Origin of the sequence: Baekduia soli (assembly GCF_007970665.1) — a bacterium.
Taxonomy (GTDB): Bacteria; Actinomycetota; Thermoleophilia; order Solirubrobacterales; family Solirubrobacteraceae; genus Baekduia; species Baekduia soli.
In genome coordinates this window covers 480,348-493,727 of the sequence record NZ_CP042430.1, presented here as the reverse complement: position 1 = coordinate 493,727, position 13,380 = coordinate 480,348, and the positions used below count along the sequence as shown (strand labels likewise).

12 protein-coding genes are annotated in these 13,380 nt (G+C 75.0%); 11 read left to right on the top strand and 1 reads right to left on the bottom strand.

Annotation, left to right across the window (positions count from 1 at the left end; genetic code table 11):
• Nucleotides 1–2 precede the first annotated feature (2 nt).
• The 7 genes from FSW04_RS02150 to FSW04_RS02120 are packed head-to-tail and all read left to right on the top strand — an operon-like array spanning nucleotide 3 to nucleotide 7,761.
• The gene (locus FSW04_RS02150) at nucleotides 3–1,160 is read left to right on the top strand and encodes a thiolase C-terminal domain-containing protein (RefSeq protein WP_146915765.1); all 1,158 of its coding nucleotides are present in this window, start codon (nucleotides 3–5) and stop codon (nucleotides 1,158–1,160) included.
• Between the two features lie 16 nt (nucleotides 1,161–1,176).
• Nucleotides 1,177–2,112: a Zn-ribbon domain-containing OB-fold protein gene (locus tag FSW04_RS02145; RefSeq protein ID WP_146915763.1), complete on the top strand. Its 936-nt coding sequence runs from the start codon at nucleotides 1,177–1,179 to the stop codon at nucleotides 2,110–2,112.
• Nucleotides 2,109–2,939, top strand: a complete 831-nt coding sequence (locus tag FSW04_RS02140) for an enoyl-CoA hydratase/isomerase family protein (protein ID WP_187369167.1) — start codon at nucleotides 2,109–2,111, stop codon at nucleotides 2,937–2,939. The genes FSW04_RS02145 and FSW04_RS02140 overlap by 4 nt, the downstream gene beginning before the upstream one ends.
• Nucleotides 2,936–4,123 (top strand): acyl-CoA dehydrogenase family protein, encoded by a 1,188-nt coding sequence (locus tag FSW04_RS02135; protein WP_228430809.1) that lies wholly within the window; start codon nucleotides 2,936–2,938, stop codon nucleotides 4,121–4,123. Before FSW04_RS02140 ends, FSW04_RS02135 begins: the two co-directional genes overlap by 4 nt.
• A 2-nt stretch (nucleotides 4,124–4,125) precedes the next feature.
• Nucleotides 4,126–5,097 carry an LLM class flavin-dependent oxidoreductase gene (locus tag FSW04_RS02130; RefSeq protein WP_228431371.1) on the top strand — a complete coding sequence of 324 codons (972 nt, stop codon included), beginning with the start codon at nucleotides 4,126–4,128 and terminating at the stop codon, nucleotides 5,095–5,097.
• Nucleotides 5,094–6,203, top strand: coding sequence for an acyl-CoA dehydrogenase family protein (locus FSW04_RS02125; protein ID WP_187369166.1), 1,110 nt, complete (start codon nucleotides 5,094–5,096; stop codon nucleotides 6,201–6,203). Before FSW04_RS02130 ends, FSW04_RS02125 begins: the two co-directional genes overlap by 4 nt.
• Complete coding sequence (locus FSW04_RS02120) at nucleotides 6,196–7,761, top strand: class I adenylate-forming enzyme family protein (protein WP_146915755.1); 1,566 nt, start codon at nucleotides 6,196–6,198, stop codon at nucleotides 7,759–7,761. Before FSW04_RS02125 ends, FSW04_RS02120 begins: the two co-directional genes overlap by 8 nt.
• A gap of 59 nt (nucleotides 7,762–7,820) precedes the next feature.
• On the opposite strand, the gene FSW04_RS02115 is transcribed toward FSW04_RS02120, so the two are convergent.
• Nucleotides 7,821–9,377, bottom strand: coding sequence for a multicopper oxidase domain-containing protein (locus FSW04_RS02115; RefSeq protein WP_146915753.1), 1,557 nt, complete (start codon nucleotides 9,375–9,377; stop codon nucleotides 7,821–7,823).
• 183 nt (nucleotides 9,378–9,560) lie between these two features.
• Between FSW04_RS02115 and FSW04_RS02110 the strand changes: the two genes are divergently transcribed.
• The 4 genes from FSW04_RS02110 to FSW04_RS02095 all read left to right on the top strand — a co-directional run bounded on the left by FSW04_RS02110 (nucleotide 9,561) and on the right by FSW04_RS02095 (nucleotide 13,380).
• On the top strand, nucleotides 9,561–10,520 hold the full coding sequence (locus tag FSW04_RS02110; RefSeq protein ID WP_187369165.1) for a LysR family transcriptional regulator: 960 nt from the start codon (nucleotides 9,561–9,563) through the stop codon (nucleotides 10,518–10,520).
• Nucleotides 10,517–11,731, top strand: coding sequence for a CoA transferase (locus FSW04_RS02105; RefSeq protein ID WP_146915749.1), 1,215 nt, complete (start codon nucleotides 10,517–10,519; stop codon nucleotides 11,729–11,731). The genes FSW04_RS02110 and FSW04_RS02105 overlap by 4 nt, the downstream gene beginning before the upstream one ends.
• A gap of 43 nt (nucleotides 11,732–11,774) precedes the next feature.
• The gene (locus tag FSW04_RS02100) at nucleotides 11,775–12,026 is read left to right on the top strand and encodes a hypothetical protein (RefSeq protein ID WP_146915747.1); all 252 of its coding nucleotides are present in this window, start codon (nucleotides 11,775–11,777) and stop codon (nucleotides 12,024–12,026) included.
• Nucleotides 12,027–12,195: 169 nt separating this feature from the next.
• The gene (locus FSW04_RS02095; protein WP_146915745.1) at nucleotides 12,196–13,380 is read left to right on the top strand and encodes an acyl-CoA dehydrogenase family protein; all 1,185 of its coding nucleotides are present in this window, start codon (nucleotides 12,196–12,198) and stop codon (nucleotides 13,378–13,380) included.

The window sequence follows — 13,380 nt, the reverse complement described above, 5'->3', positions numbered from 1 at the left end:
CGATGCGCCCGGTCGCCATCGTCGGATGCGGGCAGACCCACCACGCCCGCCGGCGCGCCGACGTCAGCCAGGCGGGGCTCGTGCGCGAGGCCGTCGACCGCGCGCTGGCCGACGCGGCGCTGACGATCGCCGACATCGACTCGGTCGTCGTCTGCTCGGGCCCGGTGCTGTTCGCCGCCGTCAACCAGCCCGAGAAGTGGATGGTCGACGCCTGCGGCGGGCGCGGCAAGCCGGTGATGCGCATCACCAGCGGCGGCGGCACGGGCTTCGCCGGCGCGCTGGCCGGCCTGCACCAGGTCGCGTCGGGCTTCGCCGATCGCGTGCTCGTCGTGGCCTACGACAAGCTGTCGGAGGGCGAGCTGCAGTACTCGATCTCCACGCTGTACGACCCGTTCTGGGGCCGCGAGTTCGCCGTGGGCATCATGGGGTTCTCGGCCGCCTACTGGCGCGCGCGCATGGACGCCCTCGGCCACACGGAGGAGGCCGCGGCGATGGTGTCGGTCAAGAACCACGCCAACGCCATGCGCAACCCCTACGCGCACGTGCGCCGCGAGGTGACCGTCGAGGACGTCCTCTCCTCGCGCCCCCTGGCGTGGCCGATCAAGCTCCTGGACTGCCCGCCGATCTCCGACGGCGCCGCCGCCGTCGTGCTCGCCGGCGCCGGCACCGCCGAGAAGATCACCGCGACGCCCGCCTGGATCAAGGGCATGGCCTACTACTGCGAGGCCGACAACGGGCCGACGCGGACGCTCCTGCAGTCCGAGCCGCTGCAGCTCGCCGCGGCCCGCGTCTACCAGCAGGCCGCCATCACCAACCCGCGCCGCCAGTTCGACGTCGTCGAGCTCCAGGAGCCCTACACGTGCTTCGAGCTCAGCTACTACGAGGGGCTCGGACTCTGCCGGGAGGGCGACGCCGCCCAGCTCATCGCCTCCGGCGCGACGCAGATGGACGGCGACATCCCCGTCAACCCGTCGGGCGGCTCCATGGGGGCCAACCCGATCGGCGCCGTCGGCCTGGTGCGGCTCATCGAGGCCGCGCTACAGGTCACCGGGAAGGCCGGCGACCACCAGGTGCCCGGCGCCAGGCTCGGCCTCGTGCAGTCCGGCGGCGGCTGGGCCAACCTGCGAGGCGTCGCGGTCGTCGGCGCGGAGAAGGGCTGAGAGAGGAGCCGCGACGATGACCGACGCGCACGCCATCCCGGGCACCGGGGCGCTGGACGCCACGATCGCCATGCCCTACACGCTGACCGCCGGCCCGGCGGCGGGGCAGTTCCTCGCCGAGCTCGCCGCTCGGCGGATCGTCGGCTCGCGCTGCGCGGGGTGCGCGCGCGTCATGGTCCCCGCCCAGGACTTCTGCGGCCGCTGCGGCGGCGCGGCAGGCGAGGACCTCGTCGTCGTCGCCCCGACCGGCGTGCTGACCGCGATCACGCACGCCGGCCAGGACACGCTCGTGTTCGTCCGCCTGGACGGCGCCGGCGCCGACCTGCTGCACCGGCTCGTCGGCGCGACGGGCGAGGAGGCCATCGGCACGCGCGTGGAGGCGGTGTGGGCCGACGAGCCGGCGGGCGGCATGCTCGACCTCGCCGGGTTCCGGGCCGCCGAAGCGCCGGAGGAACCGGCGGCGATCGCGCCGCTGACCGGCGGCGCCGAGCGCATCGTCCAGCTCGACGAGAGCATGGAGCTGCACTACCGCCACGCCTACGGCCCGTACTACGGGCGCCTCTTCGACGAGCTCGGCGCCCGGCGGCGGATCATGGGCGTGCGCTGCCCGAGCTGCCAGGCCGTGCTCGTCCCGCCGCGCCCGCGCTGCGACGTCTGCCACGTCAAGACCGCGACCTGGGTCGACGTGCAGGACACGGGGACGTTGAAGGCCTTCTCGGTCATCCACCTCGCGTTCGTCGGCCAGCGCCGCGAGCCGCCCTACATCTACGCCGAGATCGTCCTCGACGGCGCGTCGACCAAGCTCATCCACATGCTCTCGGGCGTCGACATCGACACGGCGCCGCAGACCCTTCGGCCCGGGGCGCGCGTGCGGGCGGTGTGGAACGACGACGCCGATCCGACCGGCACGCTGCAGGACATCCTGCACTTCGAGCTCCTGCCCGGGTCGTGACCCTGCGCACCGGCTCCGAGCTGCTGGGCCTGGAGGTCGACGGCGGGGTCGCGACGCTCACGCTGAACCGCCCGGCGGCGCGCAACGCGCTCAACATGGAGGTCAAGGCGGCCCTGGCGCGCGTCCTGGCCGAGCTGCCCCGCCACCCCGAGGTCCGCGCGCTGGTGCTCACCGGCAGCGGCCCGGCGTTCTCGGCCGGCGGCGACGTCAAGGAGTTCGACCCCTCGCGCACGGGCGACCAGGTGCTGGCCCGCCACCGCTGGCTGCTGCAGTCGGTCTACCTGCCGCTCGTGCGCCTCGGCCTCCCGACCGTGGCGGCCGTCAACGGGTTGGCCTTCGGCGCCGGCGTCAGCCTCATGCTCTCGTGCGACATCGCGATCGCCTCCGAGGACGCCACGTTCTCGCTGGCCTTCTCGCGCATGGGCCTCGTGCCCGACTGCGGCGCCCTGTGGCTGCTGCCGCGGGCCGTCGGCCCGCGCCGGGCCCGGGAGCTCCTGCTGACCGCGCGGCGCTTCGGCGCCGCGGAGGCGCTCGAGCTCGGCCTGGTCGAGCGCGTGGTGCCGGCCGGCGAGCTGACGGGCGCGGCCGCCGAGCTGGGCGCGGCGCTGGCGCGCGGCCCGCGCGGGGCGCTGGCCATGACGAAGCGGCTGCTCGAGCAGACCGGGCCGGTGGGCTACGCCGAGGCGCTGGAGATCGAGGCCCAGGCCGTCGCCGTGGCGATGGCGTCGGCCGAGCACGCCGAGGCGCTGGACGCGTTCCTGGGCAAGCGCGACGCCGACTTTGCCGGGCTGCCCTCCGTCGAGCCCGTGGTCCCTGCGGGCTCGTGACCGGCACGGCGATCCTGCCGGGCAGCGTCCTGGGTCCCGAGATCGCGATCGTCGCCGACGACGACCCCTTCCGCCGGGAGTTCCGGCCGTGGCTGGCCGAGCACGTGCCCGGGCCCGAGCCGCTGGACCAGGACGCCAAGGTCGCGCTGCGCCGCGCGTGGCAGCGAACGCTCTCGGCCGGCGGATGGGCCGGCCCGGCCTGGCCCGCCGAGTACGGCGGCCGCGGCGCCGGGCCGCTGCAGCAGTTCATGTACTACGAGGAGCTGGCGCTGGCCCGCGCACCGTGGGCCGCCAACGCCCCCGGCACGATCCTGCTGGGCCCGACGCTGATGGTCCACGGCACCGAGGAGCTGCGCACCCGCTTCCTGCCCGCGATCCTCTCGGGCGACGAGCTGTTCTCCCAGGGCTTCTCCGAGCCCGAGGCCGGCTCGGACCTGGCCTCGCTGCGCACCCGCGCGCACCGCGACGGCGACGACTGGGTCATCACCGGGCAGAAGATCTGGACGACCTGGGCGCAGTACTCGGACTGGTGCTTCGTGGTGTGCCGCACCGACCCGGAGTCCAAGCGCCACCGCGGCCTGTCCATGATCATCTGCCCGATGGACCAGCTCGGGGTCACGGTCCGCCCGATCGAGCAGATCAGCGGCGACCCCGAGTTCGCCGAGGTCTTCTTCGACGGGGCGCGCGCGCCCGCCGGCCACGTCGTCGGCGAGGTCGGCCAGGGCTGGGCGGTCGCGATGACGATGCTGGGCTTCGAGCGCGCCGACCAGGGGTTCAGCGACCACGCCCTGCTGCTCGTCCACCTGCACGACCTCGCCGCCGAGCTGCGGGCCGCGCAGCGCGACGGGCGCCTGGGCGCCGCCGAGGCCGCCGAGGCCCGCGCGCGCCACGCCGACCTGTGGATCCGCTGCCAGCAGCTGCGGCGCTTCAACCTGTCGATCGCGGTGCGCGGCGAGGCCGGCGAGACGCCCGGCGACTTCGGCTCGGTCGTCAACCTGTTCTGGGCCGACCTCGAGCAGGGCATCGCCGAGCTGGGTGTCGCGGTGGCCGGCGCGCGCGGCCTGGCGCTCGGCGACCACCCCGCGCACTTCCTCATGTCGAGCCGGTCGGCGACGATCGACTCGGGCTCGAGCGAGATCCAGCGCAACATCATCGCCGAGCGGACGCTGGGGCTGCCGCGGTGACGATGCGCCGCAGCCTGGTCTTCGCCACGAGCGAGCTCGAGCCGCTGGCCGGCCTCGCACAGGCCGCCGAGGCGGCCGGGATGCACCGCGTGTGGACGACGGAGTACCTGCACCGCGACGCGGTCGTCCGCGCGCTGGCCGTCGCGGCCGCCACGCAGCGCATCGGCGTCGCCACCGGCATCGCCTACGCCTTCACCCGCCTGCCGCTGGCCATGGCGGCGGCGGCGGCCGACGTCCAGCGCCTGTCGGGCGGGCGCTTCGGCCTGGGCATCAGCAGCGGGACGCGCGGCGTGCGGCGCTGGTACGGGGCCGAGTTCGACCCGCCCGCGCCGCGCATCGCCGGGTACGCCGAGGCCCTGCGCGACGCCTGGGAACAGGACCCCGACCTGGCCTCGCCCCCGCCCATCTACGCCGCGGCGCTGAACCCGATCATGGCCCGCACCGCCGCCCGCACGTGCGACGGCGTGCTGCTGCACGCGCTGGCCCTCGGGCGCACGCACCTGCACGAGCGCGTCCTGCCTGCCCTGCAGGCCGGCGCGGCCGACCGCGCGGCGCCGCCCGAGGTGGCGATGTGGTGCATCACCTCCGTCGACGACGACGAGGGGCGGGCGCGCGAGATGGCCCGCGCGCAGCTCGCGTTCTACCTCTCGACCCCGAGCTACGCCGGGGTCGCCGCGGGCACGGGGTGGGAGCACGTGGCCGGCGACGTGCGCGACACGTTCGCCGCGTCGGACCGCAAGGCGCGCTGGTCAGACCTCGCACCGCTGATCCCCGACGCGACCGTCGACGAGCTCACGCTGAGCGGGACGCCGGCCCAGGTGCGCGAGCGCGCGCAGGCGCTGGAGGCCGAGCTGGCCGGGCTGGGCGTCACCGAGCTCGTCTTCCAGACCGTCGGCGCCGACGTGTCGGCCGCCGAGGTCGTGGCCAACTGCGAGGCGATCGCCGCCGTGCTGGGTCCGGGGGCCGCATCGTGAGCACCTCCGTCGTGCTCGGCGACGACCAGCGCGACATCCGCGACGTCGCCCGCCGCTTCCTGACCGCGCGCTACCCCGCCGACGTCGTGCGCGCCGGCCTGCGCGCCTCCGGGTCCCCGGACCCGTCGGGCTGGCGCGAGCTGTGCGAGCTGGGGTGGCCGGGCATCGCGCTGCCCGAGGACCGCGGCGGCGCCGGCTATAGCACCGTCGAGCGCTGCCTGGTGCTCGAGGAGGCCGGGCACGTGCTGCTGCCCGAGCCGCTGCTGTCCTGCGGCGTGCTGGCCGCCGACGCCCTCGCGCTGGCCGCCGGCGGCGCCGAGGCCGACGCGCTGCTGGCCCGGGTCGTCGACGGCGACGTCCGGGCGGTGCTCGTCGCCGCCGGCGACCTGCTCGGGGGCGCCGAGCCCCATGGGGCGGTGCACGCCGACGGCGGGTCGCTGCAGGGCGACGGCGGTCTGGTGCCCGACGCCGACCGCGCCGAGGTGCTGCTCGTGGCCGCGCGCGGCGCCGACGGTGCGACGGGCCTGTACGCGGTCGCGCGCGATGATCCCGGGGTGACGGTCGCGCCGCTGCCGCTCGTCGACGAGACGCGCGGCCACGCCGTCGTCACGCTGCAGGGCGCCGCCGCGCAGCCGCTGGGCGACGGCGACGCGACGTCCGCGCTGCGCACCGTCCTGGACCGCGGCGCGATCGCGCTGGCCGCCGAGATGATCGGCGGGGCCCAGCAGGCGGTGCAGATGACGCTGGCCTACCTGCGCGAGCGCCACCAGTTCGGCGTGCCCATCGGGTCCTTCCAGGCGCTCAAGCACCGGATGGCCGACCTGCACGTCGCGGTCGTCGCCGCGCGCGAGTCGGTGTACCTGGCGGCGGAGGCCGACGACGGCCGGCAGGACGCCCTGCTCGGTGCGCTGGCCTCGGCGGCCAAGGTCGCCGCCGGCGAGGCGTTCGTCCGCGCCGGGGCCGAGGGCATCCAGATGCACGGCGGGATCGGGATGACGCACGAGGCCGACCCGCACCTCTACTACAAGCGCGCCCTGGTCAGCGCCGCCACGCTGGGTACGACGGCCGGCCACCGGGAGCGCGTCGCCCGGGCCCTCGATGCGTGACCCGTCCGCTGCGCCGACGTTCGGGGAGCTCGTCACGCTCGGCGCCCGGCGCTCCCCGGAACGCATCGCGGCCAAGGAGCGCGACGGGCGCACGCGCTCCTACGCCGAGCTGGACGCGCGGACCAACCGCCTCGCGCAGGCGCTGCTGGGCGCCGGGCTGGTCCGCGGCGACCGCGTCGCGGCGTGGATGGAGGACCGCCTGGAGTACATCGAGCTCTACGTCGCGGCGGCCAAGGCCGGCCTGGTCATGGTCCCGGTCAACGCCCGGCTGCAGCCCGCCGAGGCGGCCTACCACCTGACCGACTCCGGGGCGCGCGCGCTGGTCTGGACGGGCGGCCTGCAGGAGCAGGTGGAGCGCCTCGGCGATCTGGGCTCCGACGTGCTGGCCGTCGCGACCGACCCCGGCGTCCGGGCCGGCGTGCAGGACTACGAGGCGCTGCTGGCCTGCGGCGAGGACCGCCCGCCGGCGCCGCCGGCAGCGGGCGACCTGTACATCATCGGGTACACGAGCGGCACGACCGGCCGGCCCAAGGGCGCGATGCTCACCCACGGCGGCGTCGTCGCGCTGGCCCGGCTCAACGCCCTGTCCTATCGCCTGCCCTACTTCAGCGTGGGCGCGCTGACGGGGTCGATGTCGTTCGTGGCGACGGTCCCGGCGCACATCGTCACCCACGCCTACCTCGGCGGGACCGTCGTGCTCATGGGCCAGTGGGACGTGGCGCTGCTGTTGGACACGGTCGCGCGCGAGCGCGCGACGTTCACCTACGTCCCGTCGCCGCTGCTGACGGAGTTCACGCAGGCCGCCGCCCGCGACCCGCGCCCGTGGTCGACGCTGCGCTGCATCCTGCACTCCGCCTCCCGCGCGGACCCCGACAAGCTGCGCGCGCTGGCCGCGGTGGTCGGCGAGCGCCTCGTCGAGGGCTGGGGCATGACGGAGCACTCCGGCGGCCTGATGACCGCCACCACCGCCGACGACGTGACCGGCGGCGCGCAGACGGCCGACGTGTTCGCCACCGTGGGGCGGGCGGTCGCCGAGTGCGCCGTCGAGGTCGTGGGCCCCGGCGGCGCGGCGCTGCCCCACGACGGGACGACCGTCGGCGAGCTCGTGTTCCGCTCCCCGGCGCTCATGACGGGCTACTGGAACCGCCCGCAGGAGACCGCCGCGGCGCTGCGCGGCGGCTGGTTCCACAGCGGCGACCTCGGCGCGATCGACCCCAAGGGCTACGTCTCGATCGTCGAGCGGCGCACCGACCTCGTCGTCACGGGCGGGATGAACGTCTACCCCAGCGAGGTCGAGGCCTGCATCCTCGAGCTCGACGGTGTGGCGGAGTGCGCCGTGGTCGGGCTGCCGCACGAGCGCTGGGGGCAGACCGTCGCCGCCGCCGTCGTGCTGGACGGCACGCGGGAGCTGGGCGCCGAGGACGTCATCGCGCACTGCCGCGAGCTGCTGGCGAGCTTCAAGAAGCCGACCGAGGTCGTCTTCGTCGACGCCCTGCCGCGCACGGCGAGCCTCAAGATCCAGCGGTCCATCGTGCGCGACCGGCTCGCCGCCCGCTGAGCACGACGCGGCGCCGCCCGGGAGGCCCGGGCGGCGCCGATCGGCCGGTGCTCACGGGGTCAGGGCCTGACGGTGAACCCGACGTGCTGGCCGGCGGCGTAGTGCCCGGTCATGGTGCAGTAGAGCGTGTAGGAGCCGGGCTTGAGGTCGGCCTTGACGACGGCCTTGGCCCCGGCGGCGAGCATGGCCGTCCGGGCGATCGCGGCCGCCGGCGCGGGCTCGGCGCCGGTCATCGCGACCGGGTCCTTGGCGATGGCGAACTGGTGCATCGAGCCGCCCCCGTTGGACACCATGAACGTGACCTGGCCGGCCTTCGTGCTGGTGACGGAGGGCTTGACGAACATCTCGCCGAGGCTGACGTCCACCATGCCGGCGGTCGTCGCGGCCGCGGGCGCCGCGGCCGCCGGGAGCTTGGGCATCGGGGCGCCCTGGGTGTGCAGGATGCCCGCGGCGCCCTTGACCATGTCGCCGAAGGCGTGGTCGACGAACGGGTAGTTGCCGGGGTGGTCGAGCGTGAACTCGGCGTAGGCGCCCTGCGAGGGGGCCAGGCTCATCGTCTGGCTGTCGTGGAAGACGGTGTTCTCGACGACGGCCCTGTCGAAGACGGTGCCGATGACGTGGAAGGCGCTCCACTTCGTCGGGCCCGCGTTGAGGACGTAGAGGCGGACCCTCTCGCCGGTCTTCACGGTGATCGGCTGCATCTTGTACTGGTTGGCGTAGCCGTTGAACGCGACGACGTCGGGCTTCTCGGCGGTGAGCTTGGCCATGCTGGCCGGGGCGCCGGGCGCGCCGAGGTAGAACTCGCTCTGGGTGACCCACAGCTCGCGGTCGACGCGCGGCAGGTTCCGCGGCTTGACGACCATCATGCCCGCCATGCCGTTGCCGACGTGCATGAGCACGGGCTGGGTGGCGCAGTGGTACATGAACACACCGGGGTGCTCGGCGACGAAGCTGATCGTCTCGCGCCGGCCGGGGGCGACGTCGACGTAGTACCTGCCGGGGTTGACCTCGGCGGAGTGGAAGTCGATGGAGTGGGCCATCGTGACGTTCATGGCCTTCGAGGCGCCGTTGACGAAGGTGATCTGCACGCGGTCGCCCTGGTCGACGACGATGGGCGGCGAGGCCGCCGTGCCCGGGTAGGACTTGCCGTCGACGGTGTAGGTCCAGGCCTTGGTCGGCGCCAGCGCGGGGTCGACCTGGACGGTGTGCTCGTCGACGCCGACCGTGAACCTCTTCACCGCGCCGGCGGGGACGGCCGGCAGGGTCGGATCCACGGGGGCGAACTTCTCGAACGCGATCCCCTTGGCCTGGGCGAGCGTCGGGGCGGGGGCGTCGGCGGCGGAGGCCGCCGGCGCGGCCACCCTGGCGGTCGTCGGGGCGGGGCGGGCGGCGACGGTCGTGGTGTGGCCGCCGGCGCCGGCGACGCCCACGAGGGCGACGACGAGGCCGAGCACGGCGACGAGGGCCACGAGGCCGATGCCCACCGCCAGCCACTCGCGCCGGACGGCCTCCGGCGTCTCGGGGGTCCCGGCGCGTTCGCGCGGCTCCCCCTGCGGGAGAGGGAACTCGTGGGTCGTGTCGTGCGTGTCGGGCGGGATGAGCGTGGTCGGGGTCATGACCGTGTCTCCGTGGTGATGGACCTTGGGATCTGTTGCGATCTTCGGCGCCCGTGGGCCGTCCGTGGGCGCCGGCGGCGAGAAAGGCATGCGCGCTGCTCGGCGGAGGCATTCCGCCCGGTGATGGGACCGTGCCAACCACGGAGCGCCGATCAGGGGTTCTCCGTGCACTACCGTCCGCGCATGGCCGCAGCCGCCCGGACGCCCGACCTGACCGAGCTGCGCAGCCTGGTGGAGGCCGCCGACTCCGGGACGCTCGGCCGGGCCGCGCTGCGCCTGCACATCTCCCAGTCGGCGCTGACCAAGCGCCTGCAGGGCCTCGAGCAGCTCGTCGGCACCGAGCTGCTCGAGCGCTCCCAGCGTGGCGTGGCGCTGACCCCCGCCGGCCGCCGGCTGTACGAGCACGCCCGGCCGCTGCTGGCGGGCGCCGCGGCGCTGGACGCCGTCGTCGCCCAGCTGCGCCGCGAGAGTGCGCCCGTCCGGCTCGCCGCCAGCCACTCGGCCATCGAGGCGTTCGTCGCCGCCGCGCTGCAGGCCGCCGACGCCAGCCAGGGCGGGCTCTCCGTCGAGCTGGTGGCGGCCAACAGCATGGTCGTGCGGTCGATGGTGGCCGAGCGGCGCGCCGACCTCGGCGTGTGCGCCAGCCGTCCCGGCGCCACGCCGAACCCGGGCCTCAAGGAGGTCCCGCTCGCCGCCGACGAGGTCGTCTGCGCGGTCCCGCGCGGACACCCCTGGGCCGCGCGCGGGACGATCTCCAGGGCCGAGTTCCTGCGCACGCCCGTCGTGGCGCGCGACCCGTCCTCCAACGCCCGGTGGACCGTCGAGCACGCCCTGCGCCGCGCGGGCCTGGCGATGCCCGAGATCCTCGCCGAGGCGCCGACGCCGGCGATCGCCCGTCAGCGGGCGCTGTCGCTCAACGTCCCGGTGCTGCTCTCGCGCCACGTCCTCGGCGAGTTCCTCGTGCCCCTCGAGGTGACCGGCCTGCGGTTCGTGCGCACCTTCGAGCTGGTGATGGCCGCCGACCTGGGTCCCGACGCGGCGGCGCGGATGCTCATCGGGCTCCTGGAGGCCGCCGCCGAGCGGTCGGGACACGATCGATCTGGGAGCATGGACGGCGTGGACGATCCGGCGAGCACGGCATGACCGGCATCCTCGACGGCCTCACGTTGGTCGAGGGCTCGGCGTTCGTGGCGGCGCCGCTGGGCGGCATGACCCTGGCCCAGCTCGGCGCCGACGTCATCCGCTTCGACGACCTCGGCGGCGGCCTGGACCACACACGCTGGCCGCTGGCCGCCAACGGGCAGTCGCTGTTCTGGGCGGGGCTGAACAAGGGCAAGCGGTCCCTGCGCGTCGACCTGCGCTCCGATGTCGGACGCGAGCTGGTCTCGGAGGTCATCGCCACCGCCGGCACGTTCCTCACCAACTTCCCGGCCCGCGGCTGGCTGGCCTACGACACGCTGCGGGCCCGCCGCGACGACCTCGTCATGGTCCACCTCAAGGGCAACCGCGACGGCAGCAGCGAGGTCGACTACACCGTCAACCCGGCGACCGGCTTTCCGTGGGCGACCGGCCCCCGCAACCTCACCGAGCCGCTGAACTCCGTGCTGCCCGCCTGGGACATCGCGATGGGCGAGCTGTCGGCCGTCGGGCTGCTGGCCGCCGACCGCCACCGGACCCGCACGGGGGAGGGTCAGCTCGTGGAGATCGCGCTGTCGGACGTCGCGTTCGCGGTCGTCGGGCACCTGGGCCGCGTCGCCGAGGCGCAGCTGGCGACGCGCGACTCGCCGCGGCGCGACGGCAACTACCTCTACGGCGCGTTCGGTCACGACTTCCTCACCCGCGACGAGCGCCACGTGATGGTCGTCGCCCTCACCCACCGCCAGTGGAAGGCACTGCTGGAGGTCACGGGCACCCAGCAGCAGATGGCCAAGATCAACGAGGCCACGGGCGTCGACCTCGACACGGAGTCCGGGCGCTTCGAGGACCGCGACCTCATCGCGGCGATCCTGCGCCCGTGGTTCGAGTCGCGCGACCTGGACGAGATCCGCCTGGCCTTCCAGGGCACGGGCGTCTCCTGGGGCCCGTACCAGACGTTCCGCCAGCTCGTGGAGGACGACCCCCGCGTCTCGACCGAGACGGCGATGTGGGAGGACGTCGAGCACCCCGGCGTGGGCCGCCACCGGATGCCCGGCACGCCGCTGGACTTCTCCGCCGTGCCGCGCGAGCCCGTGCGCCGCGCCCCGCTGCTGGGCGAGCACACCTCCGAGATCCTGACGGGCATGCTCGGGCTGACCGACGCCGAGGTCGGCCGCCTGGCCGACGCCGGAACCATCGACCTCGGGCCGCGGGCGTGAGCGGCGCTTGCCGCCCCGCGCCCCCGGGTATGTCCGCTGCGCTGTGACCATCCTCGCCCCCGACCCGGCCCCCGACGCGCGGCCCGGCCTGCGGGGCACCCCGCTGCGCGGCGACCTCGCCGAGGACGACACGCGGCGGCTGCGGCGGGCCGTGGTCTCCGTCGCGCGGCAGGGCCCGTTCCTGCTCAGCGAGCTGCGCCGGCACGTCCGCGCACAGGGGATCTGCGCCAGCCGCGCCGACGTCCTCGCCGTGCTGGACGAGATGGTCCGCCTGGGCTACCTGCGCCGGACCTGAGCGGCGGTTCGACCGGGCGGTCGAATCCACGCGACCGCGGTGCCCGAGGAACCAGACCTTGCCGGGATTGGGATTCGAAGCTCCGCCGGCGCCGGAGTCGACCCGGCGGTTGACTCTCGATGCGGCGCTGGGATACGGTGCCGACCAGCCTACGAACGGACGTCTCCGCATGAGCCCCGCACCGTCGATCCCGGCCGCCTCCGGGCCGGGCTACGAGCTCGACGACGACCACCGCGACTTCCAGGAGGTGTGCCGGGCCTTCGTCGACCGCGAGGTCCGGCCGCTCGTCCGCGAGGCCGAGCGGTCGCAGACCTTCCCCGCCCAGCTGTGGCCGGCGATGGCCGCCGCGGGCCTGCTCGGGGTCGGCCACCCCGAGGAGCACGGCGGCACCGGCGGCGGGGTCCTGGCGCTGACGATCCTCTCCGAGGAGCTCGGACGCTCCTGCGGCGGCATCGCGATCACGCCGCTGGTCAGCTCCTACATGGCCGCTCCGCACCTGGCCCGGTTCGGCACCGACGAGCAGCAGCGCACCTGGCTGGCGCCCGTGCTGGCCGGCGAGCACGTCGCGGCCATCGCGGTCACCGAGCCCGGCGCCGGCTCCGACGTGGCGGGGATCCAGGCCACGGCCCGGTCCGCCGACGGTGGCTGGACGCTGCACGGGACCAAGATGTTCATCACGAATGCCGGGCTGGCCGACGTGATCATCGTGGCCGCCCGCACCGAGGCCGGCGGCGAGCGCCGGCACGCGGGCATCTCGACGTTCCTCGTGCGGCGCGGCGCCGAGGGCATGTCGATGGGCCGGCCGCTGGAGAAGATGGGCTGGCACTCCTCCGACACCCGCGAGGTGCACTTCGACGGCTGCTTCGTCGGCGAGGACCGGCTCCTGGGCGGCGAGGGCCGCGGCTTCCAGCAGATCATGGAGGCCTTCCAGGTCGAGCGGGTCCTGCTGGCCGGCATGGGCCTGGGCCTCGCCGAGGAGGCCATCGCCGACACGGTGGCCCACATGCGCGCGCGCAGCGCGTTCGGCGGGCCCATCGGCCGGATGCAGGCCCTGCGCCACCGCGTCGCGGAGATGCGCGCGGCGGTGGACGCGGCGCGCCTGGTGACCTACCAGGCCGCCGCCCGCTGCGACGCGGGCCACCCCGGGGCGGGCACGAGCGTGGCCATGGCCAAGCTCGTGGCCGCGCGCGTGGCCTGCGAGGTCGTCGACGAGGCCGTGCAGCTGTTCGGCGGCTACGGCTTCATCGAGGAGACGCCGATCGCCATGCACTACCGGGACGCGCGGATCCTGCGCATCGGCGGCGGCACGGACGAGGTCCAGCTCGAGATCATCGCCAAGCGCATGGACCTCTGA